The organism is Actinotignum timonense (genome assembly GCF_030216305.1).
In the GTDB taxonomy this organism is placed as follows: domain Bacteria; phylum Actinomycetota; class Actinomycetes; order Actinomycetales; family Actinomycetaceae; genus Actinotignum; species Actinotignum timonense_A.
Window position 1 is genome coordinate 57,027 of the sequence record NZ_JASOKT010000007.1, and the last position, 24,438, is coordinate 81,464.

Annotated in this window: 17 protein-coding genes; 3 read left to right on the plus strand and 14 right to left on the minus strand. The window is 62.7% G+C overall.

Going from position 1 to position 24,438, the window contains the following annotated elements:
* The first annotated feature begins 19 nt into the window (after positions 1-19).
* Both valS and QP305_RS05250 read left to right on the plus strand, forming a co-directional pair.
* A complete protein-coding gene (gene valS / locus QP305_RS05245; protein ID WP_284904375.1) occupies positions 20-2,662 on the plus strand; it encodes a valine--tRNA ligase in 2,643 nt (880 codons plus the stop codon).
* 168 nt (positions 2,663-2,830) lie between these two features.
* Positions 2,831-3,367, plus strand: coding sequence for a hypothetical protein (locus tag QP305_RS05250; protein WP_284904377.1), 537 nt, complete (start codon positions 2,831-2,833; stop codon positions 3,365-3,367).
* Positions 3,368-3,438: 71 nt separating this feature from the next.
* Here the strand turns inward: QP305_RS05250 and QP305_RS05255 are convergent, their stop codons facing one another.
* From QP305_RS05255 to QP305_RS05275, 5 genes are all read right to left on the minus strand, one after another.
* Positions 3,439-4,110 carry a response regulator transcription factor gene (locus tag QP305_RS05255; RefSeq protein WP_284904407.1) on the minus strand — a complete coding sequence of 224 codons (672 nt, stop codon included), beginning with the start codon at positions 4,108-4,110 and terminating at the stop codon, positions 3,439-3,441.
* Positions 4,111-4,138: 28 nt separating this feature from the next.
* Positions 4,139-5,557 (minus strand): sensor histidine kinase, encoded by a 1,419-nt coding sequence (locus QP305_RS05260; protein WP_284904379.1) that lies wholly within the window; start codon positions 5,555-5,557, stop codon positions 4,139-4,141.
* Positions 5,554-6,780, minus strand: a complete 1,227-nt coding sequence (locus QP305_RS05265; RefSeq protein ID WP_284904381.1) for a glycosyltransferase — start codon at positions 6,778-6,780, stop codon at positions 5,554-5,556. The genes QP305_RS05260 and QP305_RS05265 overlap by 4 nt, the downstream gene beginning before the upstream one ends.
* Positions 6,777-7,763, minus strand: coding sequence for an ATP-grasp domain-containing protein (locus QP305_RS05270; RefSeq protein ID WP_284904383.1), 987 nt, complete (start codon positions 7,761-7,763; stop codon positions 6,777-6,779). The genes QP305_RS05265 and QP305_RS05270 overlap by 4 nt, the downstream gene beginning before the upstream one ends.
* A gap of 151 nt (positions 7,764-7,914) precedes the next feature.
* Positions 7,915-8,820, minus strand: a complete 906-nt coding sequence (locus tag QP305_RS05275; protein WP_284904385.1) for a PIG-L deacetylase family protein — start codon at positions 8,818-8,820, stop codon at positions 7,915-7,917.
* A 130-nt stretch (positions 8,821-8,950) separates the two neighbouring features.
* Between QP305_RS05275 and QP305_RS05280 the strand changes: the two genes are divergently transcribed.
* Complete coding sequence (locus QP305_RS05280) at positions 8,951-10,786, plus strand: AMP-dependent synthetase/ligase (RefSeq protein WP_026428496.1); 1,836 nt, start codon at positions 8,951-8,953, stop codon at positions 10,784-10,786.
* 77 nt (positions 10,787-10,863) lie between these two features.
* Here QP305_RS05280 and QP305_RS05285 read toward each other — a convergent pair whose 3' ends face one another.
* From QP305_RS05285 to QP305_RS05325, 9 genes are all read right to left on the minus strand, one after another.
* Positions 10,864-11,343 carry a chorismate mutase gene (locus QP305_RS05285; protein ID WP_284904387.1) on the minus strand — a complete coding sequence of 160 codons (480 nt, stop codon included), beginning with the start codon at positions 11,341-11,343 and terminating at the stop codon, positions 10,864-10,866.
* Entirely contained in the window at positions 11,343-12,602 is a 1,260-nt protein-coding gene (clpX, locus tag QP305_RS05290; protein ID WP_284904389.1) for an ATP-dependent Clp protease ATP-binding subunit ClpX, read from the minus strand. Before clpX ends, QP305_RS05285 begins: the two co-directional genes overlap by 1 nt.
* A 238-nt stretch (positions 12,603-12,840) precedes the next feature.
* The gene (locus QP305_RS05295; protein ID WP_087071212.1) at positions 12,841-13,464 is read right to left on the minus strand and encodes an ATP-dependent Clp protease proteolytic subunit; all 624 of its coding nucleotides are present in this window, start codon (positions 13,462-13,464) and stop codon (positions 12,841-12,843) included.
* Positions 13,465-13,583: 119 nt separating this feature from the next.
* Complete coding sequence (locus QP305_RS05300) at positions 13,584-14,231, minus strand: ClpP family protease (RefSeq protein ID WP_039898292.1); 648 nt, start codon at positions 14,229-14,231, stop codon at positions 13,584-13,586.
* A 328-nt stretch (positions 14,232-14,559) separates the two neighbouring features.
* A complete protein-coding gene (locus QP305_RS05305; RefSeq protein ID WP_284904391.1) occupies positions 14,560-19,302 on the minus strand; it encodes a metallophosphoesterase in 4,743 nt (1,580 codons plus the stop codon).
* Between the two features lie 251 nt (positions 19,303-19,553).
* Positions 19,554-21,182 carry a trigger factor gene (tig, locus tag QP305_RS05310; RefSeq protein ID WP_284904393.1) on the minus strand — a complete coding sequence of 543 codons (1,629 nt, stop codon included), beginning with the start codon at positions 21,180-21,182 and terminating at the stop codon, positions 19,554-19,556.
* Between the two features lie 340 nt (positions 21,183-21,522).
* Entirely contained in the window at positions 21,523-22,365 is an 843-nt protein-coding gene (locus QP305_RS05315; RefSeq protein ID WP_087071032.1) for a MetQ/NlpA family ABC transporter substrate-binding protein, read from the minus strand.
* A 119-nt stretch (positions 22,366-22,484) separates the two neighbouring features.
* Positions 22,485-23,258 carry a methionine ABC transporter permease gene (locus QP305_RS05320; RefSeq protein WP_087071033.1) on the minus strand — a complete coding sequence of 258 codons (774 nt, stop codon included), beginning with the start codon at positions 23,256-23,258 and terminating at the stop codon, positions 22,485-22,487.
* Positions 23,255-24,241: a methionine ABC transporter ATP-binding protein gene (locus tag QP305_RS05325; protein ID WP_284883596.1), complete on the minus strand. Its 987-nt coding sequence runs from the start codon at positions 24,239-24,241 to the stop codon at positions 23,255-23,257. Before QP305_RS05325 ends, QP305_RS05320 begins: the two co-directional genes overlap by 4 nt.
* Between the last annotated feature and the right edge of the window lie 197 nt (positions 24,242-24,438).

Consider the following 24,438-nt stretch of genomic DNA (forward strand, 5'->3'; position numbering starts at 1 on the left):
GGCGTGAAACAATAGCCCCATGACTAGTTTTAACCAAGAGTCCGAACTCCTCGATCACACGGAGGTACCGGACCGTGCCACTCTCGACGGTCTTGAAACTACCTGGAGCGAACGGTGGGAAGAAGAAGGCACCTATGCTTTCGACCGCACCGCTACCCGTTCCGAAGTATTTTCGGTAGATACCCCGCCGCCCACGGTTTCTGGCTCGCTGCATATCGGCCACGTTTTTTCCTACACTCACACCGATACCGTGGCCCGCTACCAGCGCATGCGCGGAAAATCGGTGTTCTACCCGATGGGCTGGGATGATAACGGCCTGCCTACCGAGCGGCGCGTTCAAAACTACTACGGGGTGCGCGGGGATGCGTCCCTCCCCTACGACCCGAATTTCGTGCCCCCGCACCAGGGCGGCGCAAAATCCATTAAGTACGCCGACCAAGTACCCATTTCGCGGCGTAATTTCATCGAGCTGTGCTGGAAGCTGTCCGAAGAGGACGAAAAACAATTTGAAGCCCTGTGGCGCTACCTGGGGCTGTCCGTGGACTGGAAGCAGAATTACCAGACCATCGGAGAGAAGGCCCAGAAGGTAGCCCAAACCGCCTTCCTGCGTAACCTCGCGCGCGGGGAAGCCTACCAGGCGCAGGCCCCGGGCCTGTGGGATATTACCTTCCAAACCGCGGTGGCGCAGGCCGAGCTCGAGGCCCGCGATTATCCGGGTGCCTATCATGCCCTGGCTTTCCACGGTGCGAGCGGCGACGTCGTCATCGAAACCACCCGCCCGGAGCTGCTGCCCGCTTGCGTGGCCCTCATCGCGCACCCTGATGACACCCGCTACCAGCATCTTTTCGGGACCACGGTGCGCGTGCCGATTTTCGATATGGAAGTTCCGGTGCTCGCCCACCCCAAGGCGGAAATGGACAAGGGCGCCGGTATCGCCATGTGCTGCACCTTCGGCGATGTCACGGACGTGGAGTGGTGGCGCGAATTGCAGCTGCCGCTACACAATGTGCTTGGTAAGGACGGACGCCTGGTGCGCGATACCCCCGAGTGGATCACCTCGGAGGCCGGGCGCGCCATGTACGCGGATATGGCCGGGAAAACCACCTTCTCCGCCCGTAAGGCACTGGTGGAAAAACTCAAGGAAACCGGGGAAATGATCGGTGATGAGAAGCCGACCATGCGTAAGACCAACTTCTTTGAGAAAGGCGATAAGCCGCTCGAAATTGTTACCTCACGCCAGTGGTACATCCGCAACGGTGGGCGTTCCCACGTGGAAAGCAACGGCAAGGAGCTACGCGATAACCTTATTGAGGCCGGTAACCAGCTGGCTTTCCACCCCGATTTCATGCACGTGCGCTACGACAACTGGGTCAAGGGGCTCAACTCTGACTGGCTTATCTCCCGCCAGCGTTTCTTCGGGGTGCCGATTCCGGTGTGGTACGAGATTTCGGAGAACGGCGAAGTAAAGTACGACGCCGTCATTACCCCGGAGGAATCCAGCCTTCCCGTGGATCCTTCCAGTGACGTGCCAGCCGGCTATACCGAAGATCAGCGCGGCAAGCCGGGCGGCTTCGCCGGGGAAACCGATATTTTGGATACCTGGGCCACGTCGTCACTCTCCCCGCAGATCGCCGGGGGCTGGCTCACCGATGAGGATCTTTTCGAGCGCGTGTATCCCATGGATGTGCGCCCGCAGGGTCAAGACATTATCCGTACCTGGCTCTTCTCCACCGTGGTGCGCGCGCACCTCGAATTCGGGGACCTACCCTGGAAGCACGCCACGATCTCCGGGTGGATTCTGGATCCAGACCACAAGAAGATGTCCAAGTCCAAGGGCAATGTGGTGACCCCTATGGATCTGCTGGTGCGGCACGGTGCGGACGCGGTGCGCTACTGGGCTGCCTCCGCGCGCCTGGGCGTGGACGCCGCCTTCGACGAAAAGCAGATGAAGGTGGGGCGCCGTCTGGCCATGAAGGTGCTCAACGCCTCGAAGTTTGCGCTGGGCATGGGCGGGGAAGGCTCACCGGTCTGCCTGGATGCTTCCCGCGTGACCGAGCCGATTGATCGGGCTCTGCTGGCCGATCTGGCGCGCGTGGTGGAGGAAGCCACCGCCGCTTTTGAGGCTTTTGATCACACCCGTGCTCTGGAAGTGGCCGAAACGGCCTTCTGGACCTTCTGTGATGATTACCTGGAGCTGGTCAAGGATCGCGCCTATTCGGATACGCCGGAGGCGGAGAGCGCCCGGGTGACGCTGGCGATTGCGGTGGATACTTTCCTGCGCTTGCTGGCGCCCTTTATCCCCTATGCCACCGCTGAGGTGTGGAGCTGGTACCGTACCGGTTCGGTGCACCGGGCGCCGTGGCCGGAGGCGGCGCCGCTGCGCGAGGCAGCGGGTTCCGGGAATGCGGAGCTGCTCGAGGTGGCAGGTCAGGCACTCACGGTGCTGCGCGGCGTGAAATCCGCGGCGAAGGTGTCACAGCGCACCAGTTTCGCTCGGGTGGAGCTGCGCGGAAATACCGCACTGCTCGAGGAGGTGCGCGCGGACCTGGTGCGCGCCGCCCACGTGCGCGGGGAGCTCCGCTTCACGCCGGATACGCAGGCCAGCGAGCAGATCACCATCGGTGATTACGAGCTGGACGAGCCGGAGCCGAAGCGGAAGTAGCGTCGCAAGAACAACGGCGCGAAGGCGCAGCGCTCCACATAGCGTGGCGCGCGATTGAGTGAATCCTGGTGGCGGGTCTGCGAAAGCGGGCCCGCCACTTCGCGTACATGAAAAGATTCTCATGATTGTTTCCTGGCCCCGTCATCTCGCTCCGGTGTACTTAGGGACATGACAACTCGTGTGAAACTTCTTGCCGTACTTCTCGGGCTGGCGCTCCTCGGTTTCTTGGGGATGCAGCTTGCCCACGCCGTGAGCGGGAGCGGCACCCAGTCGGTGGGCCCCGCCGTCACCGTCACGGCGCCGTCTTCCCCGTCCGCTGGCGGCACTGGTGCCACTGGTGCCGGCAGCACCGCGTCGGCTTCTGCGCCCACGGAGCGCCCGCCGCTCAACAACGCACAGCGCGCCACCCTGCGCAGTCTTTTGGTTGATGTAGCCGAAAATGCGCACCTGTTCACCGGTGATGCCCCAAATAGTACGACGACGCCGCCCGCGGGCACTGCCCCGTCCCCCGCTAACGTCGCCCCGGCGCCGGCGCCAGTCCCCGCCCCGGCAGCGCCGGCACCCGCGCCGCAGCGAGTGGCACCGGCTCCCGCGCGCCCCGCACCGCCCCAGTACTCCGATAATGACTGGGACGATGATGACGCGGATGACGATGATTGGGATGATAACGACGATGACGACTGGGACGACGAGGACGACGACTAAACCAGTCACACACCCCGGCACTACCGCCTGAGCTAGCAGCACCGTTCCTTCACCCAGAAGGCCGCGCTGCCTTAGCTCAGGCGGTAGCCCATTCCCCGCACCGTTTCGATACGGTCCCGCCCGATTTTCCCGCGCAGATAACGCACGTACACATCCACCACATTGGAACCGGGATCGAAATCGTAACCCCAGACCCGGGAGAGCAGTTGCTCGCGGGATAGCACCTGCCCCGGGTGGCGCATGAAGGTTTCCAGCAGGGTAAATTCGCGGGCGGACAGCTCCACCTGTTTCCCGCCCACGTGGGCGTGGTGGGAGAGTAAATCCAGGATGATACCGCCGTGGGAAAGCTGGGTGGCGGAGCTAGCTGGCGCCGGGGTGGCTGCGGCGTCGCGCAAACGCAAACGGATACGCGCGAGCAGTTCTTCGAAAGAAAAAGGTTTCGCCATGTAATCATCAGCCCCGCCCTCGAGCCCGGCTACGCGGTCCGTCACGGAGGTGCGGGCGGTGAGGAGAATAACCGGGGTGTCCAGGCCCTGCCCGCGCAGGCGCTCGAGCACCGCGAAACCGTCAATATCCGGCAGGCCAATATCCAAAATAATAAGATCGAAAGGAATATGAACAGCCAGGTCCACAGCCTCCCCACCGCTTGATGCGGTGGTGGAAGTGTAGCCGGCTGCTTTCAGGCCCTTCGCAATAAAGCGGGCAATGCGCTCTTCGTCCTCGACGATGAGGATGGTGCTCATCATGCTCCCTTCTCCGGTTGTGAGGCTATCACGAACCCAGGTAAACGCTGGGCAAACTCAAGGTAAATACGGATCCCTCCCCCACCCGTGAGCGCACCGTAACTTCCCCACCGTGGGCCCGGGCGATAGAGCTAACAATCGCGAGCCCGAGCCCGGACCCTTCCGAACGCCCGGTATTACGCCCACGCGCAAAACGCTCCATAATACGTTCGGTATCCTCCGGGGCGATCCCGCACCCGGCGTCTTCCACCGTGAAACTCACCCGCCCCGCTACCACGCTTGAAGAAATCTCCACCGGGGTGCCTTCGTCGGAGTATTTGACCGCGTTCGCCGCCAATTGCAGCACCGCCTGGGTGATGCGCTCCGGGTCCAGGTACGCCTGCCCGCTGGCCACGGCGCCCAGGTTCCAGGCGCGCGGGCCCAGCCCGGTGGCTTTATCGAAGATCCGCTCGGTGAGCGCGGCTATATCAACCTCGCGGGGCACCACAAAATCGGATCGCTCAGCTTTCGCGAGGGTGAGTAAATCTCCAACCAGCGAATTCATGCGGTCGAGTTCTTCGAGGGCGAGGGCGCGAGTATCCGCGGCGTCGCTCGGATCGGTGGCATCCATGAGCTCCAGGTGCCCGCGCACGATCGTGATGGGGGTGCGTAGCTCGTGCCCGACGTCGTCTAAAAGTTGGCGCTGATCGGCATCCATGGTTTCCAGGGAATCGAGCATGGTATTCATCGCCGTTGATAACCGCGCCAGGTCGTCGCGCCCTTCCACCGGGACCCGCCGGGACAAATCCGCATTGGCGGTAATATTTTCGGCCGTGGCGCGCAGTTGCTCCACGGGGCGCAGCAGCTGCCCCACCAGTCGCCACGCGATGGCGACGACGCCGATGACGGCCACCAGGTAGACCACCGCTAGCACCGTCATGAGATTCCAGATACGGGCACTAATGACGTCAAGAAGGTAGACGTGCACGAGCGCGCCGGGCTGCGAGTCGGAAAACTGCACCGGCACCACGATATAGCGGTATTCGCGCTGGGCCCCCGCGTAGGTCCCCATCGTTATCTCAGCACTCCGGGTGAGTGGGAGAAGATGGCGCACCAGTCCGGCATCTTCCTCGGGGCGCACCGGGCTGGTATCGCCGCCCACCCAGGCGACTCGCCCATCCACAATCCCCATTTCCCCTTCGGCTTCGGAGAGGACGGTGCGCGAGAGGTAGGTTTCGATGAGTTGGGATGGCCCGGCAAAGGGCTGCCCGGTTTCCGGATCGACTCCGTTTTCGGCCAGTACCCGAAATTCGTCTGCCACCCGCACCAGGGTGGCATCCACCTGGGCGCGCCACATGCGACTTTCGGTGAGGACGACGGCAACGCCGGTTGCCGCCAGCACAACCGCGACGAGCGCGACCATGGTGGCGGCAATCCGAAAACGAATCGTAATAGGACGTGATGTCACATTGTTTCCCGTTCGACGGCGGCGGGCGGGAGCGGCACGGTGTGCACGCCCGTTCGTTCCAGCTTATTCCATTCACTGGCTTTTCCGCGTATTTCTAGCCAGATCGCGCGCACCGTGGCGGCGCTCATCATCCAGGAGAAGGGGAGCCACAGGGGTAGGGCGGGAAGAAGGCGCAGGTCGCGCCAGGCACGATCCAGGATCAGGGAGAGCACCGTTACGCCCAGCGCCATTACCAGTCCCGCTCCCACCAGTACATTCATCCAGTGCGGGGCCGCACCGCTGAGTGCTGCCACTGCCCACACCGCGAGGGTGGCGACCTGGAGCACCGGGGCAACAACGAGCGAGAAAAGATTGATGGGCAGGTAGGCATCAATGGGGCGCCGCCACGGGGAGGTAAGGCGGGAGCGGTGGATGCGGGCGGTCTGGATGAGGCCGCGTTGCCAGCGCACTCGCTGTTTCCACAGTGCGGGCAGGGTGGCGGGAACTTCGGCCAGCACCAGGGCATGGGGCGCAAATTCCACGTCCCAGCCGGCGAAGTGGATCCGCCAGGTGAGCTCGAGATCCTCCCCCAGGGTATCTTCCCGGAAGCCTCCTACCCGGCGCACCGCATCAGCGCGGAAGGCCCCGGAATTTCCTGCCACGATGGGGAGCATTCCCACCAGTGCCAAGGCACGGCGCGTCATGCCGGTTCCGACGTGGGTCATGAGGGCAAGCAGCGCAGTGAGGGGACCGGTGATATTGACCGGCTGGTCATTCCCGCATACGGCGCCCACCCCGGGGTGGCGGAACCCTGCCAGGAGCTCCGGAATGGTGGTGGGGGTGAAGAGTCCGTCAGCATCCACGAAAATAAGGATCTCCCCGGTGGCCTGGGCAATACCAAGATTCAGGGCGCTGCCTTTCCCGCCGTTCGGCTTGCTGAGGAAGGTGACACGCGGATCACTGGTAAACGGTGCGGCAACGGCGGCGGTGGCATCGGTGGAACCATCATCAACGACGATCACTTCCAGACGGCGCCAGCCAGTGGCGAGGATGGAGCGCAAGCAAGCGCCGAGCACCACTTCCTCGTTGTAGGCCGGGATAATCACCGAGACTTTGGTGTGCGCACCGTAGAGCCGGCGGGGCTGCTGGCGCAGCTCCCCCAAGATGGCAGCCGGGTACATCATCCAGGTCACCGCGGTGAGGATGAGGGTGGGTACGGCAAGAATGAGAAGCAGGGTGGTCATGCCGTCACCTCAACGGTGCTGCGAGCTTCCGAAGCAGGCTCCGTGGGTGCGTAAGCCTCCAGGAGCGCGTCCAGTAATTCGGGAGCGTGGGCGCTATGCGCACCGAAGCGGGCATTGATTTCGATAAGGGCAGGGCGGCCTTGGGTATCGCGGCGGATATCCACATCTGCCGCGCCGCTCAGGCCCACCGCCCGCGCCGCCGCGAGCGCCAGCTCGGCGACGTCCGGGGCTTCCACCCGCCGAACCCCGGTCGCATTTCCGTGCTGTCCGGAGGCCAGACTGGTTTTTTCTAGTACGACGACGGTGGGGCGACGCCGCGCACCGCCCCGCGCGCCGCTTCCTGCACCGTTCACTGCCCCGTCGCGCCGCACGCTTCCCGGGGCGGGCAGGTAGAGCTGCGCGCAGTATTCGGTACCGGGCAGGAAGGCGGAGACCATCTCGGTATCGCGCAGTGGCGTGGCGGGTGGGAATGTTGTTTCCAGGCGCACCCCGCGCCCGCCGCGTGCCACCCGCGGGCGTACCACGTAGGGGAAGCCGAGCCAATAAGCGCCTTCCTCGGTGAGGGTGGGAGCCTCCAAACTGCGGGGCACGGCCAGGCCGCTACTCTCCGCTACCCGATGGGTGAGCCATTTATCGGCAGCAATCGCCACCGCGGCGGTGGGGGCTACCGCGATGCGGGCGCGGTGGAGCAGGGCGGTGCGCAGCGGTGCGAGGACGGAGAGTTCTTCATCCACGGTGGGGATGAGGAGGTCAATCGAGTATTCCTCGCAGATGGCGGCCAGTGCGCTCACAAAATCCGGGGCCGTGGCCGGCGGGCATTGGAGAATCCTGAGGCCATCGGGGTGGGGACGGGGCGCCATATCGACGCCGAGCACTGGAATCCCGCGCTCCCCCAGCTGGGTGAGGAGGGAGGAGCCGGCCGGGCCGCTGGCCCCGGTAACGAGCACGCGCGGGCGGGAACTGAGAGGTGAATGATTCATCATGATGGTCCTTATAGGTAAGAGAGGGAGGGAACGGGGCGAAGGACGGTGCGACGGTGCTCGTGGTGCGTGCGGTGTAGCAGAGCAGGAACGGGGCAACGGTGCCCGCGGCGCGCGCAGGCACGTACCCGGGCTGAGAGCACGCCACGAGGATTTAGAGCACACCCCGGAAAGCAGGAATGCGCATCGCCTCAAAAGCTTCCGCGGCCTCCATTTTGGCTTGTTCGCCCCGGAAATTAGCTTTGGCGGTGAGCACGTCGCCGGCCATATACGGCTTGTTCATCTGGTCGGCGTGGATGGCCACCCCGGCGCTTTTCACCCCGGTGTATTCGGTAATATCCACGAATACCTGCGGGGAAAAGTTCGCGGTGGCGGAGGGTGATTCGTAGCAGAGAATCGCCGGGTGGCGCCGCCCGGCCCGCATGGTGGCGCGGTGCACGGCGGTGTGATCCTGGTGCTGGTCATGAGCCGAATGCGTGAAAATAATATCCGGATTGAGGGTGCGGATTTTTTCTTCGATAGCACCGGTAAGGGTATTTTCATGCTCGGCTAGGCGGGTATCGGGCAGGCCGAGGGTGCGCAGCGAGGTCACCCCGAGGAAAGTACCGGCGCGCTGGGCCTCCCCGGCCCGCTCCCCGGCATTGCCTCCCACTGCACCGTCCGCGGCCACGATGGCGTGAATCTCGTGCCCCGCATCGGCCAAGCGCGCCAAGGTACCCCCGCAGGCTAATTCCAGATCATCGGGATGCGCCCCGACGGCGAGGATACGGCGCGTAGGTGCCGCCGCCCCCACCGGAATCCAGCCGCTGATAAGAAGAACAAGCTGGGTGGCCAGCGCCGCGACGGAGCCCAGGCTCACCCACCGTTCTAGGTTCCCGGGCGCGTTCCCGCCCAGCAAAGCGATATTAGCCGGGACGAGGAGGAAAGCACTCCCCAGCGTGAAAAGCTGGAGAGGCCGGAAGGCGCGGATGCGTCGTCGTACTGAAGTTTCGAGAAGGACAACGGATAGGGCCGTTACAAGAAGGAGCACGGCAAGCAGAGCATTCATGGAGATCGTCATGGCTCCAGTGTTCCGCCCCGTGTTAATATCGCGGTGAGGAGGTGATGAGAACTCTCTCATCGCGCCTCCACCCCCGTTTCCCGCGCGTGCCGTACACTTTACTTACTCACGCGTAACCTTGAGGAGAATCATGGCCGAAATCGAGCGGACTGAAGTTTTCACTCCCGGAAAGATTCATATCACCGATGAAATGACGATTCCGTGGGTTTTCCGTAATATCGCACGCGAACAGCCCGAGCGCACCGTGGTGGCGCGCAAAGCCTCACTGGGGCAATGGGTGCCGGTGGCATGGCGGACTTTCGAATCTGAGTATCGCGCGCTGGCACGCGGTTTTATCGCGATGGGCGTCCAGCCCGGGGATCGTATCGCCCTCATGTGCCACACCCGCTACGAATTCTGCGTGGTGGATTTCGCGCTGTGGTCCATCGGTGCGATGGCCGTGACCGTGTACGAAACCGATTCCACGGAGCAGGCTCGCTGGATTGTGGAGGATGCGCACTGCCGCTTCGCCGTCGTCGAAAATCAGCAGATGGCCGCGGTTATGGCGCCGTTCCGGTCCGATTTTGATTTCTTCACCGATATTTTCGTTATTTCTGATGATGACCTGGCCCGGATTTCCGCGCGCGGCACCATGGATCTCGACGCTGAGATTGACCGCCGTATCGATGCGATGCATGCCGACGACGAAGCTACCGTCATCTACACCTCTGGCTCGACAGGCCGGCCCAAGGGTGTGGTGCTCAGCCACCGTAACCTGCTGCACGTCGTTATTAACGGGCCGCTGGATGATAATCTCGCCCCGATCCTCTCCGGCGAGAAGCGCACTCTGCTCTTCCTCCCCATGGCCCATGTTTTCGCGCGTTTCATTAACCTGGTGGCCTTCTACGCGGGTAATACCATCGGGCACTGCCCCGATACCCACAACCTTGTTGAGGACATGAAGTCTTTCAAGCCGCATTATATTTTGGCGGTGCCGCGCGTTTTCGAGAAGATCTATAACGCGGCGGATGCCCAGTCCACCGGCGTGAAGCAAAAGATTTTCCGCTACTACGCGAAAGTGGCGATCGCCTATTCGCGGGCCCTCGATAGCGCGGCCGGGCCTTCGCTGGCGCTGCGGGCCCAGCATGAAGTGGGCGAACGCCTCGTCTACTCCAAGATTAAGGAAATTACCGGCGGGAACCTGGAGAATGTGATTTCGGGTGGCGCGCCGCTGGGGGCACGGCTCGGGCATTTCTTCCGCGGCATCGGAATTAATATTTTTGAAGGCTACGGTGCAACGGAAACGTCCGCACCGACCACGGTGAATCGCTTCAACCACCAGCGGATCGGTTCGGTGGGTCCGGCCTATCCCGGCTGCCACGTGGCTATTGATACCGACGGCGAAGTGCTCGTCAAGGGCGATCACGTTTTCCATAAGTACCTGAATAATCCCGAAGAAACCGCCAAGGCGTTTACCGAAGATGGCTGGTATCGCACCGGGGATCTCGGCAAGATCGAAGATGGCTTCGTGTGGATTACCGGGCGGAAGAAGGAACTTATTGTGACGGCCGGCGGGAAGAACGTCTCCCCCGCAATCCTGGAGGACCGCCTGCGCGGCCACCCGCTTATTTCGCAGGTGGTCGTGGTGGGTGACCAGCGGCCTTTCGTGGGTGCGCTCATCACCCTGGATGCGGAGATGCTTCCCATCTGGCTGAAGAATAAGAATCTGCCGGCCATGTCTGTATCGGAAGCCGTGCACGATCCGCAGATTATCGCCTCGGTGGATCGCGCCATTAAGCGCACCAACGAAGCGGTCTCCCGCGCGGAATCCATCCGTAAATTCGTTATTCTGCCCATTGATTTCACCCCGGAGAACGGCTACCTCACCGCTTCCCTCAAGGTGAAGCGCACCGCGGTGCTCCGTGATTTCGCCACCGTGATCGGGCGCGATATTTACGGGGATAAGGGCGATAAGAACCGCGACTAGCGCATAGTTCGGTTGGGAGCGGGGCGTGGGCTACCTTAGTCCACGCCCCGATTCGTTTCTCCCGGTGTTGTGCGAAGCTAGTTCACGCCTTCATCGTCAGCTTCGCGCTCACCGCCTTCGCCCTGCGCGGCACAAGAAGCACGGGAAGCCCGAACAACGCGAGAAGCACGGGAAATACGCTGGTGATCCTCGACCGCGCGCGAGGTAATGACATTGTGTACCCGCACCGCGAAATCGGGATCCAGCCCGGCCCCGCGCGCCAGCTCAGCAATGCGAGCATGCTGGACACCCTCACGGGCCATATCGCGCGCAGGAAGCCGGTAGCGATCCTTGAGGCGCCCCACGGCATCAGTCACCTGCTTGCGTTGCCCCAGCAGCTCAATGAGCTGGGCATCCAAAACGTCCAAGCGCGCTCGGAGCGTCCCGAGCTCAGCGGCGCAGCGATCCTGCTGCGCCGTGCGCGCATCCGCGCCATCGGTACCCGGAGCACTCCCCACGCCTGCCGCGCAGCGCTCCGTTTCCGGTTCCGGGGTATGCCGCGTCTCTCCGCCGCTCACTAGGCGCTCTTCCGTTGCGCCGCGGAAACAATCTCCACGGGCGCACCGTCGGTGACCGCCGCGCGGGTCACAATCACTTCCCGCACATCTTTCCGGGAAGGCACATCAAACATGGCCGGGCCGAGCACCCGCTCCATAATGGAGCGCAGCCCGCGCGCCCCGGTGCCCCGTTCCATCGCTTCACGAGCCATGGCGCGCAGCGCCTCGTCCTGGAAGGTCAGGCGCACTCCGTCCAGCTCAAACATGCGGGTGTACTGCTTGACGAGGGCATTACGCGGCTCGGTGAGAATCTGCACCAGGTCGCCTTCACCCAGCGCCTCCACCGTGGCGATAACGGGCAGGCGCCCCACCAGCTCCGGGATGAGGCCGTATTTGTGGAGGTCCTCCGGGGTGACCTGCGAGAGCATATCCGAATGGGCGTCGGCGTCGTGCAATTGTGCCCCGAAGCCGATACCGTGGCGTCCAACGCGAGTGGAAATAACATCCTCCAAACCCGCAAAAGCCCCGGCGCAAATAAAAAGAATATTCGAGGTGTTGATCTGGAGGTATTCCTGCTGGGGGTGCTTGCGCCCACCCTGCGGCGGCACCGCCGCGACCGTCCCCTCCACGATTTTGAGGAGCGCCTGCTGCACGCCCTCCCCCGATACGTCGCGGGTAATGGAGGGATTTTCAGATTTGCGGGTGATTTTATCGATTTCGTCGATGTAAATAATGCCGGATTCGGCCTTTTTCACATCATCACCGGCCGCTTGCACGAGCCGCAATAAAATATTCTCCACGTCTTCGCCCACGTACCCGGCTTCGGTAAGCGAGGTGGCATCGGCAATCGCGAAGGGTACATCGAGCATCCGCGCCAGCGACTGGGCCAGGTACGTTTTCCCCGTTCCAGTGGGTCCGAGCAATAAAATATTGGATTTGCCGAGCTCAACGGTATCTTCCCCGTCGGCGGGGCGCGGTGCAGCCTTCGCGCGCAGCCGCTTGTAGTGGTTGTACACGGCCACGGCAAGCGTACGCTTCGCGGCATCCTGCCCCACCACATACTCATTCAAAAACGCGTAAATATCGGCGGGAACGGGGAGCTCGTTCGGGGAGAAACCGTCGTTTTCTTTCCCGAATTCCTCGGCGATAATCTCATTGCACAGCTCGATGCATTCGTTGCAAATATATACACCCGAACCGGTGATAAGTTTCTTCACCTGGCGTTGGGTTTTCTGGCAGAACGAACACTTGAGAGCTTCTGCTGCATCGACGGTCGCCATGTTCCTCCTTGCCTCGCGGCCGCGCCGTACGCGCGTCTTCCCTATTTCACCGCATCTGCGCCTAAAGGTCACGTTCCCACGCGGGGCGCCCGGTCAGTGAGATGTACGACGACGCAGCTCCCGCGCCGTGCCCCGCCGCCCCTTGCACGTGAGCGGGCAGGAGCACCTGGCCCCTACCCGCCCATGATACGCGCTACCGCCCGAAGCTACAGCCCGGAGCACGAGCGCGAGAATCGCATTAACCGTTGGTTACGACATCCGCATTTTTACGCGATTCGAGCACGTTATCCACCAGGCCGTAATCCTTGGCCTGTTGGGCGGTGAGGATCTTATCGCGCTGGATATCCGCCCGCACCTCATCGGGAGACTTCCCGCTGTGGTGGGCCAGGGTGTTGACGAGCCATTCCGTCATGCGGTCGAGCTCGTCAGCCACGATGGAAATATCCGTGGCCTGGCCTTGCATGCCCTCCATTGCCGGCTGGTGGATGAGCACCCGGGCATTGGGGAGCGCCAGGCGCCGCCCCGGGGAGCCGGCCGCCAGCAGCACCGCCGCCGCAGAAGCCGCCTGGCCCAGGCACACGGTCTGGATTTGCGGCTTGATGTATTGCATCGTGTCGTAAATAGCGGTGAGCGCGGTGAAAGAACCGCCCGGGGAGTTGATGTACATGGTCACCGGGGAGTTCGGGTCCATCGATTCGAGGACGAGCAGCTGCGCCATCACATCGTCGGCCGAAGCGTCATCCACCTGCACTCCGAGGAAAATAATGCGATCCTCGAAAAGCTTGGTGTAGGGGTTGGAGCGCTTGTACCCGTAGGGGGTGCGTTCTTCGAAATCGGGAAGCACGTAGCGGTTGGAGGGCATCGGGCCCGCGCTACCGTGGCCGAAACCGGCGCTCGGTAGGTTGCCAGCGCCCGGAACGTTGCCGGCACCGTAGGCGGCCATCATGGCGGGCAGGTTACCCGCGGCTCGGAAATTCATCGTCATGAGAGCTCCTCCCCCGCGTGGCTGGCTTCGAGTGCGCCGTCGTTATTATCGCTATTCGGCTTCTTGAGCATGACCTGCGAGTTGGAAATAATGTGGTCCACGAAGCCGTATTCCAGGGCTTCCTGGGCGGTGAACCAGTGGTCGCGTTCGGAATCTTCCAGGATCTGTTCCAGCGACTTGCCGGTGTGCTTGGCGTTGAGCCCGGCCAGTTCTTCCTTCATCTGCAAGATGAGGTTGGCGTTGATGCGAATATCAGCGGCCACTCCGCCGGCGCCGCCCGAAGGCTGGTGCATAAGAACGCGGGTATGCGGGGTGATATAACGCTTACCCTTGGTACCAGCTGAGAGCAGGAATTGGCCCATCGAGGCTGCCATGCCCATCGCCACCGTTACAACATCGGGCTGAACATACTGCATGGTGTCAAAAATGGCCATACCCGCGGTGACCGAGCCACCCGGAGAATTAATGTACAGGTAAATATCGCTCTCCGGATCCTCCGCGGCAAGGAGCATCATCTGGGCGCAAATCTGATTCGCATTATCATCGCGAACTTCCGAGCCGAGCCAAATGATTCTTTCCTTGAGGAGGCGCTGGTAAACAGCATCGCCGAATGCTGAAGGCTGGTTATTATCCCGGCCTTCCATGCGAGGTGATGTGGTCACGGTTTTCCTTCCTCGGAACCTCCACGCGGAGATTCCATACTCGTATGCGACTTTAACGCCCGCGGGCCGCCGTGATCATCCTGGCTCGAGACTTTTTCGCTGATGGCGCATGGTTGGCGCCGTCACTGTGATACGGGGCGACGGCGCGCACGGTGGCACGCGCCAGCGTGGCGGCACAGCGCTACGGTGCCACGCGCCAGTGCCCCGTCACGGCGGCGCAACCGAGAAAACGAACGGGAGGGCGGCGAGCTGATACTCGCTGCCCTCCCGCTGGAAAGCTGGCTAGCTACTAGCCACTGCTAGTGAGCCGCTAGCGGTTGACGGCCGGGCGGTCAGCGCCCGCCCCGGTCCAGTCACCGGCGAGGAACACATCGCCGGCGCGGCCGAAGCCGAAGCTGGCCACCGCGGCGCCTTCACCTACGTTCTCACGCAGGTGCCAGATATTGCCGCGAACCACGCCGATGCCGTCCACGCCGTCCCCGTTCCAGTCACCGGCAAGGAATACATCGCCGGGCCGGCCGTAGGAGGAGGTGGACTTGGCCTGGGTCTCCGCGAAGGACGCCTGGGCGAAAACGGTGTTTCCGCGGCGCACCGCGAGTTCATCGCGCCCGTTGCCATCCCAGTCACCGGCCACCATCTGGTCGCCGTGGCGCCCGAAGGAAACCATGGCGGTGTGGTTGCCACCGGCTAGGTCATCGCGCACGTACACCGTGTTTCCGCGGCGCACCCCGATGGTGTCCTTGCCGTCCCCGTTCCAGTCGCCGATAACGATCTCGTCATCCGCGCGGCCGAAGGAGAATTGCAACTGGGCATTGCCGGTGGCGGCATTGGTGAGCAGGAAGGTGTTGCCGCGGCGCACGCCGGGGGTGTCCACGCCGTCGCCGTCCCAATCGCCCACGAAGATGGTTTCGCCAGCGCGACCGTAGCTGGTCACGCGATCAGCGTTGCCGCCGGCCAGAGCGGTAGAGCTGAAGAGCAGATTGCCCCGCGGCGCCGCCGGCTTGCTCGGCTCTTCACTCGGCTTATCGCCCGGTTCGGTCCCCGGCGTGCTCGGGTCCGTGCCCGGTTCCGTAGGCTCCGTGCCCGGCTCAGTCGGCTCCATGCTCGGCTCCGTGCCCGGCTCTTCACCGCCGGGCTGCTCGCCACCCGGGGTTTCCCCGGCGCGCGCGGTCAGCCACTTGCTGGAGTCCAGCGGTTCGCCCACGAGGCGGACTTCACCGATGCAGCCCTGGAAGCCGGATTCACGCACACCGGCGTAGGAGCCCGCCCCGAGGACCCACGGCAGGCCCTGGGTGCCCACGCCCACGGTGCCCGGCGAATTACGCAGCACCGGTACGCCATCCACGTACATGGTGGTCATCTTGGTCTCCGGATCATTGACCACCGCGAGGTGGAGCCACTGATCGCGCGAAACAATCTCACCGGACCAAGCCGAGGATTCGGCCGGAGTGGGCTTCTGGGAATCCACGAAGGAGAACTGGATTTCCGCCAGGTTCGACATCGCCCACGCGAAGGGCGGTTCCTCACCCTCGGTGTTGTTGTAGCCGGCGATATTCTGGCGCTGGCCATCGCGGGAAAGCCAGGCCATCCAGGCATTGTTCTTGTTATCGAACTTCGGGGAGATCTTGATGAAGGTTTCGAAGGTGAAACCGTTCTCGAAGGTCTCGTTATTGACGGCAGCATCGGCAGCGGTCACGAAGTTATTCCACCGTGCGTTATCACGCCCGCCGTTGGCGAAGCACACCGCACCGGCATTGGCCGAGAGCGGGTGGTGGTCACGGGTCCATACGACGTCGCCCTCTTCGGTTCCCTTGGAACCGGGCTGGTCCAGCGGGGCCCGGGTGAAGTTATCCCCACCCACGGCATCCACGATGGCCTCACCCACGGCAACCGGGGTGCCTTCGACCTTATCCACCGGCATCTTCCAGTGGGCCACGGTGCTCTCCACCTTCGGGTAGTCCTCCGCACCGCTCGGGGCGGTGGGGGTCACCTGGGTCGGCGCATCGTAGCTGGCAAGCCACTCGCGCAGTTGCGGCGTCGTCAAAGAAGCCTTCGTATCAGCGATCACGAGGTTCGGGAAACGTTCGGCGAAGTTGAAGTCAAGTTCGAAAGTTTGGCCCGCACCGTTAAGAATCGCCTGGTCGTCGGGAACAAGGGTGTCCTTGGCCTTCGTCATCACCCAGGGCGAGAAGGAGGTCTGGTAGATCTTATTGCCCGGCAGGTCGAATTCCACCATGCCCATGTAGCCGTTTCCGCCCATGTAGGCCATCTGGTAATCCATGAGGACCTGGTAGACGGGGTGGCCGGCGTCGTTCGTGCGCGTCCAGGTGGTCGCGCCGTGATGGTGGCCGTTGAAGGTAAGGAACACCTGATCGTGGTTGCGGATGAGCTTATTCCACACCTTTTCACCGAACTCGGTGGCCAGCGGGGTCACGCCGTCGCCCTCCACGTTAATCAGCTGATGCGAATTAACAATCGTGGGGGTGGTGGGATGCGCATCGAGCACATCGGATGCCCATTGCAGCGCGTCATCCTGGGCCTGCCAGGACAGGTTCATGACCAGGAAATCTTGGCCATTGACCTTGAGGATGTGGTATTCGTGTGCTCCGGAAGGATCGCGTTCCACGAAGGTGGAGTTCTTGGCAGCGCGCTCGGCGCCGAACCATTCCTTGTAGGTGCCGTAGCCAACCGGATCGGTATCCGAGGCATCGGCCCCGACGTCGTGATTACCGGCAAGAATCGAGTAGGGATGCCCCGCGTCCTCGAGAATCTTCATGGCCTTATCGGCGATTTCCCACTGCTGGGGGTGGTTGTACTGATCCACGATATCGCCCAGGTGCATGGACATCTTAATGCCGTACTTCTCAGCGTTCTGCGCGATCCAGGAGGTCTGAGCGGAGAAGGGCTCGCTGCCGTACATGGCGCCGAATTGGTTACCGGTTTCTTCCGTGGCGTAGCGCGAGTAGAACTGGGTGTCCGGGATAACGCCGAGCGCGAAGTTCGAAAGCGGGGTCTTTTCTTCCGCCTCACCGGTGCCGTCCTCACCGGTACCGTCCTGCGGGGTGCCCGCCAGCGGGTTACCTTCCGCATCGAGGTACACGGTGAACTGCCCGGAGAGCAGTTCGCGGCGTTCCACCTTTTCCACCTCGTAGTTATTATCGAGGATCGGGAAGAGCGAGATGGGGGTCATGACCATTTCGGCGGCCGGCTTCACCCCGGAATCGAGGGCCGGGCCGGCGTAGGGATTGATCTTAATATCGAGGTGCCCGTAGTGCTTGCCGCCCGAGATGAGCTTCTTCACGCCCGCCTCGTTGGTCTTCCACATTTCCGGTTCGTTAGCCTGCGCCATCCACACGGAGTGAGAGTTGAAACGCAGCGGCTCGAAGGCACCGCCCTCCCCCGTCTTCACCATCTTTTCACCGCGCAGGCCATCGGAGGCTACCCCGACGTCCCAGTGGTACACGCCCACCCCGTCGCCGGCTTCATCCACGTAGGAGGCCTGGAACATTTCGTCATGGCCGGAGAAAACGGAGGCCACATTGTACTTTTCGAAAAGCGGCTGGAGGTGGCGCATGGGCACACCCGGCTGCTGATCGGGGAACTTGTGACCCATCGGGGTGCCGTGCACACCGTTGGAGTAGGCCACGTGGTGGTACTGCACGATAATGATCTGACCCTTGGCGCGGGCATCAGCCAGCTGCTTTTCAAGCCAGCGGTACTGATCCGAGCCGGGCATAAAGCTGGGCTGATCCACCGAATCGGGAGCCGCATCCGGGCCCCACCAGCCGGCCGCCACCGACTTGGGGAAGTCCCGCGCGTATTCCTCGTACGGGAAAACGCCCTGGGTGTCGGTTCCGAGCTGAGCTGCGGTAATGCCTTCGTCATTGCCCTCGATCTTGGCTTCTTCCGGCATTGTCTTCGGAGTCTGATCGGTGCCGTTGGTCGAATCGAGGCTGATGATCGTCACCGGGCCCATATCGGTGCGGTGGTAGGCATCGCGCGCATTCGCGTTATCCGAACCGTTGGTATCAAATACCTGGTTGTAGGCGGCGCGGGCCCGCGCTACCGCGGTGCGATCCTCCGGGCTGCCGTAGCCGTACACTTCGTGGTTGCCCAGCGAGGTGATCACCGGAATGGAATCGAGCAGCTGGCCCTTATCACCGGCGAAGTAGCGGAACCATTCATCCCAGTGGCTTTGCGAGGAGGCACGTTCGGCAATATCGCCGGGCAGCAGCACCAGATCCGGCTTGGCGGCGGCAATGGCGGCGTTATTGATTTCCTGCACCTTATCCTCGGTGAGCATGTAATTGACGGCGTACTTGCCGTTACGGGTGGAGCCACCGAATTTCTTATCCCAGGCCGAGTCCTTCCCCGGGCGTTCTTCGGAGCCCTCGGCCAGGTTGAGGGTCTGTTCCCATTCGCGGTAGGTCACGCGCCCGATGGGTTCGGTTTCGGTATCGGAGAAGGCGATGATGTGGAGTGGATCGGTGATCCCGGCCTTCCCATCGGGGAGGGTACGGAGCGTGGCGGAATGCGCGTAGCCATCCACCGTGACCGTGTAGGTGTAGGTGGAGCTGGGCTGGAGCTCTTCCACGCGCTGGCTGTACTTGTAGGGATGATCGGCGCGAATCCAGGCGCCCTGCGGTACCGACAGCGCCTTCCCGCGGCTGAGGGTGCCTTGCTTGAGTTCGTAATCCTGGTAATCATTGACCGGGTTCTGCACGCCGGCCACGGTGTAAGTGCGCCCTTCTGCGGGCAGGCCCGGGCCGCTGATGGTGAGAACGGCATTATGGCCCAGTTCCGTAAACCAGTTAATCGTCATCTCGTGGGCACCGGGGCGCTGCAGGTAGGGCAGCACCCGGAAGCCGGGCCGCGGATCCATGGGTTGAGTCACACCGTCCACGACGACGGGATTCTCATTCGTAGAGGCGAGAGCCGGTGAATCGACTCCCGGGAGTACTGGCTCGGCCGCGGCTGGCACCGTGAATGCCACCCCGACCGGCACTAGCGTAGCGGCAGCTAGAGCCGCTACTGCTCGACGCACGTGTCGCATGAATATCCTTCGCTTTGAGCTAGTCGGGGCGCGGATTGGCCCGACTCGGAAACACGCGTTTCCATTGCTCAAACTATTGAATTCGCCTTAATGAGCCGTAAACGGGCTCTTAATTTAAGGAGCTTCACGTGAATATCACATTGTACGACGACGGCGCAGCTGCGCTGCGCGCATACGCGTGTGGGGTGGGAGGCTGAGCCTCCCACCCCACACGCCCGCCAGGTTAGCGGGTGGTTAGTGTACTTCCCGAATTAGCCGAGGAGCTCCTCGAGCTTCTTCACGAGGGTCTTGCGGGCCTTGCCGGCCTTCTCAGCTTCGAGCACGCGGGCCACTTCAGCGGCATCCGCGCCCTGGGCGTATTCCACGACCTCGTCCACCTTCTTGGCGGCCGGATCAAAAGCATCCGCATCCGCGGCCGGCGCATCCGCGCCGGAGTCCGCTGCGGGGGCTTCCTCCGCGGCAGCGGCAGCTTCGGCTGCCGGGGCCGCGGCGGCGTCGTCGCCCTGCACCGGAGCGGAGTCTGCCGCGCCGTCCTCATCAACCGGGCCATCCCACACCGGGCGGGACGGGGCGGCGGAGAAGTCCGGGGTCAGTTCGCCTTCCGGCTTTTCGCCCACGACCTTGATAACATCCACCTCGTTGCCGTTGGTGTCCACAACCTTGGCCAGGCGCAGCGCGGAGATGAGCGCCTTGCCGCGGCGCAGCTCGCCACTGAAGGCACCGAGCTGGCCGGTCTGCGCGGCCGCGGAGATGAACTGGTTGGGATCCATGCCGTAGGACTGGGCCTGCTGGACCAGGAAGTTGAAGAGTTCATCCTGAGTGGTCTCCACACCGAACTTCTTGACCAGTTCGTCCAGGATGATCTGGTCGCGCAGCGAATCGCGGATTTCCCCACGGATTTCCTTGGCGTGGTCATCGTCGGTGGCGCGGTTTTCGGATTCGAGGTGACGTTCCACTTCGGCGTCGATCACGCGCTTGGGCAGCTGCACCGTGACATCCTCACGGAGCTTATCGAGGAGGAGGTTGCGAGCGGCCATGACCTGAACCTGGGCGGCATCCGTGGCGGCCTTCTCCGCCAGGTCCGCGCGCAGTTCCTCAATGGTGTCAAATTCGGAGGCGAGCTGGGCGAAATCATCATCCGCTTCCGGAAGCTCGGATTCCTGCACCTTCTCCACCACGACGGTCACATCGGCCTGCTCCCCGGCGTGCTCCCCGCCCACGAGGGTGGAGGTGAAGCTGAGCTCATCACCAGCGGAGGCACCATTGACGGCCTCATCGAGGCCATCGAGCATATTGTCATCACCGATGCGGTAGGACACGCCCTCCACCGAATCAACTTCTTCGCCGTCAATGCTGGCGGAGAGGTTAATGGTGACGTAATCGCGGCTGGCGGCGGCGCGCTCCACCGTCTTGAGGGTGGCGAAGCGTTCGCGCAGCTGCTCAAGGCGCTCATCCACGGCATCCGCATCCGCATTGGTCGCTTCCACTTCGAAGCTGTACTGCGCCGGATCCGGAATCACAATCGCCGGGCGCACATCCACCGTGACGGTGAAGGCGAGCGGCTCGGTAGAGTTCTTCTCCATCGCCACGCCGGTCACGTCCACCGCGGGGCGGCCCATGGGCACGAGGTCGTGTTCTTCCAGAACGTCCTGGTAGTAGCCGTCCAGGGAGTCATTAATCGCCTGCTCCACAATAGCGGCGCGGCCAATCTGCGCTTCCAGAACGCGCGCGGGCACGTGCCCCCGGCGGAAGCCAGGGATCTGCACCTGGTTGCCGATGGTCTTCGCGGCCTTGTCAATTTCCGGCTTGAATTCCTCGAAAGGAACCTCAACGGTCAGCTTCACCTGGGTGGGATCGAGCTGTTCGTAGGAGCTTTCCAACTTTTTCTCCAGTCTAAAAATGGGGGTGATAACCCTTGCCGATAGGACGAATCCGTCCCCTTACTGCGCCGCGCCGGGCGCGGGCATACCCGCTAATTCTACGGCACGCACCCCGGGTGATGGGAGTTCTAGCGCAAAACTACCTGCCATATGTGAACGCACTCTCACCCGCGCGCTACCCAGGCCTCCGCCGCTAAGAGCGTCCAGAAACATGCCGACGACGCAGCTGCCCGGCACCTCGAAGCGAGGCGCCGGGCAGCTGAGAGCTCACTTGCCTACCGGTGCGGCAGGCACGGCGGGGTATTCCCGCGCGGCGTGATCACGCGCGGGGCGATCGTGCTTAGAAGGCGGGAATAACTTCGCCATTGGGCCAGGTATCGCGAATGTACTTGGCAACTTCCGGGCTGTGCAGCGCGGCATCCAGCTTCTTCACGCCCTCAAGCTTCTCGCCGGTCGCCTTGGAGTTCCAGGCGAGGATATTGCCGTAGGGGTTATCGGTCGGATCTTCGGTGTAGATAGCATCCTTGGAGGGAACCAGGCCGTTTTGCAGGGCGAAGTTACCGTTGATAATCGCAATATCCACGTCCGGGAGGATCTTCGGGACCGAGGGGGCATCAGCTTCGCGGAAGGTGAGGTTCTTCGGGTTGTCCACCACATCGTAGATGGTGGGGGAAGCAACCTGCGGGTTGAGCTTGATGAGGTTGTTCTTCTGGAGCAGGTCGAGGGCGCGAGCCTGGTTGGACGGATCGTTGGTCACGCCCACCACGGCATTGTCCTTGAGCTCGCTGAGCTGCTTAATCTTCTTGGAGTAGATGCCGTAGGGCTCGATGTGAATGCCCGCGCCGTGGTCCAGGGTGTAGTTCTTTTCCTTGATTTCGTTCTCAAGGTAAGGAAGGTGCTGGAAGTAATTCGCGTCGATTTCCCCGGCGTTGAGCGCCACATTGGGCTGCACGTAATCGTTGTACTCGCGGATGTCCAGGGTGAAACCGGCATCCTTGGCGAGGTTGTCATTGACGAATTCCAGGATCTGCTTATGCGGGGCCGGCGAAGCGCCGACAACGAGGCGCACCGCGCCGTCGTCGTTCTTCGCGGGAGCGGAGGAGGACGAATCCGAGCTACCGCAGCCGCTCAACGCGAGCGCGCTCACCGCAGCTACCAGGGCAATTTTCGAAAGCTTCTTCATGGTTGTATATTCCTCTATTTTTCACAATGTTGGTGGTGATGACGGATCGCTGTACACCGTTATGCTGACAGCGCTGGTCCGGGTGCTTCCCGGTGGTGCGTGACCCGGCCGGCGGTTCCTTAGCGGTGATCCACCAGCCGGCTGAGCATGTCACCCAGCGCCTGGATGACCATGACGAGGAGCACCAGTACGATCACCACGATCGTGAGCACATCCGGGCGGTTATTGTAGTACCCGGCGTTTTGGGCCATGGCGCCCAGGCCGCCGCCGCCCACGGCGCCCGCCATCGCCGAGTAGCCGACGAGGGTGACCGCGAGGATCGTAACGGATTGGACGAGGGCCGGCAGCGCTTCGCGCATGAGCACCCCGAACATAATGCGGGTGCGGGAGGCTCCCATCATGAGGACGGCTTCCACTTTGCCGCGCTCAACGCCCATGAGATTGGATTCCACCAGGCGCGCGAAGTAGAAAGCCGCGGAGATCGTGAGCGGAACGGTGAAGCCTTGCCAGGCGCTACCCGTTCCGGCGATGGCACGCGAAAAGCCGATAAGAATAAAGACGAAGATAATGAAGGGGATGGCGCGGCCCACATTGACAATAAAACCGAGGGTCTTATTGAGGAGGGGCGAGGGAAGCAGTCCCCCGCGGCCGGTTGCCACCAGGATCATCCCGAGGATAAGGCCAAGCGCCGAGGCAATCACGGTGGAGATCCCCACCATGGCCAACGTTTCGAAGGTGGCGCGGGCCAGGCCGTCCTTGATTTCCGGGGCGTCGAACCAGGTGCCGCGCTCGAGCGGGAGGGCGGCCGCGGCGGATCTAACCGGTGCGGAGAGGGTCGGGCTGAAGAGTCCCGCGGCGGATACCGCCGGCGAGAATGCGCTAAGAATGGTCATGCTGCCCGCACCTCCGCGGTGATTCCGGCCTCGTTCATCGCGGTGAGAACGGTATCCACCTGCGCGTCATCGACCACGAGGGCCAGGCGCGCGATCTGGATCGCACCGATAGATTCAAAAACGCCCGCGCCAATATCGCAGCCGAGCCGCGCGGCCAGGCTGAGCGCCTGGGAGCCTGCAGTTTCGCCGGGGCGAGCGGTAAAGGCAATATCAATAACGGAGCCGGAAACATTGGTTGTTTCAATATCCGGGGCGGGCACCAGGCGGCGCGCCAGGGGCGAACTCACGTCCGCGAGCACGCTTTCGATAGTGCCGCCGGCGGTAATCCGGCCCGATTCGAGGAGGGTGACCGAATCGCAAATCCGGCGCACCACGTCCATTTCGTGGGTAATAATAACGACGGTCACCCCGTAGGCATCGCGCACTTCGCGCAGCAGTTCGAGGATTTGCAAGGTGGTATCCGCGTCCAGCGCGGAGGTGGGCTCATCGCAGAGCAGCACCGAAGGTGTGGTGGCCAGGGCGCGCGCAATGGCTACGCGCTGGCGCTGCCCGCCCGAAAGCTGGGATGGATACGAATCGCCCCGATCAGCAAGGCCGACGACGCCCAGCAGCTCGCGCACCCGTTCGGCGATCTTCGCGGATTTTTCCCCGGCGATCTGGAGGGGGTAGGCGATATTTTCCGCGGCGGTACGTGCCTCCAGCAGGTTGCCGCCCTGGAAGACCATCCCGATGGTGCGCCGGGCCGCCCGTAATTTCGAGGCCGGCAGCGCGTTGAGATCTTCGCCGTTAATACGAATGGAGCCGCTGGTGGGTTTTTCCAGTGCGGTGAGGCAGCGGATAAGGGTGGATTTACCAGCCCCTGATTCGCCGACGATGCCGTGGATTTCCCCGGTGGGGATGGTCAGCGAGATGCCGCGCAGCGCCGCCACGGATTCTGCTCCGCGGCGCGGGTAGATTTTCTCCACCTCGGCTAGTTCGATCATCTCGTATCCCCTGACGTTTCCCTTAGTGCACAGCGGGGATGCCGCGCACAGTCAATCATCGTAGGTGTTTTTGCCGGGGACAACAACGCGGTAGCTCACTCATGAGATACGCCACGGCGCGTTTTGAGGCCGCAAACAGGGCTATCCCCTCGGTTTTCCCCGGTATTTCTGCGTTTTCCCCGCCGGCACTGCCGGTC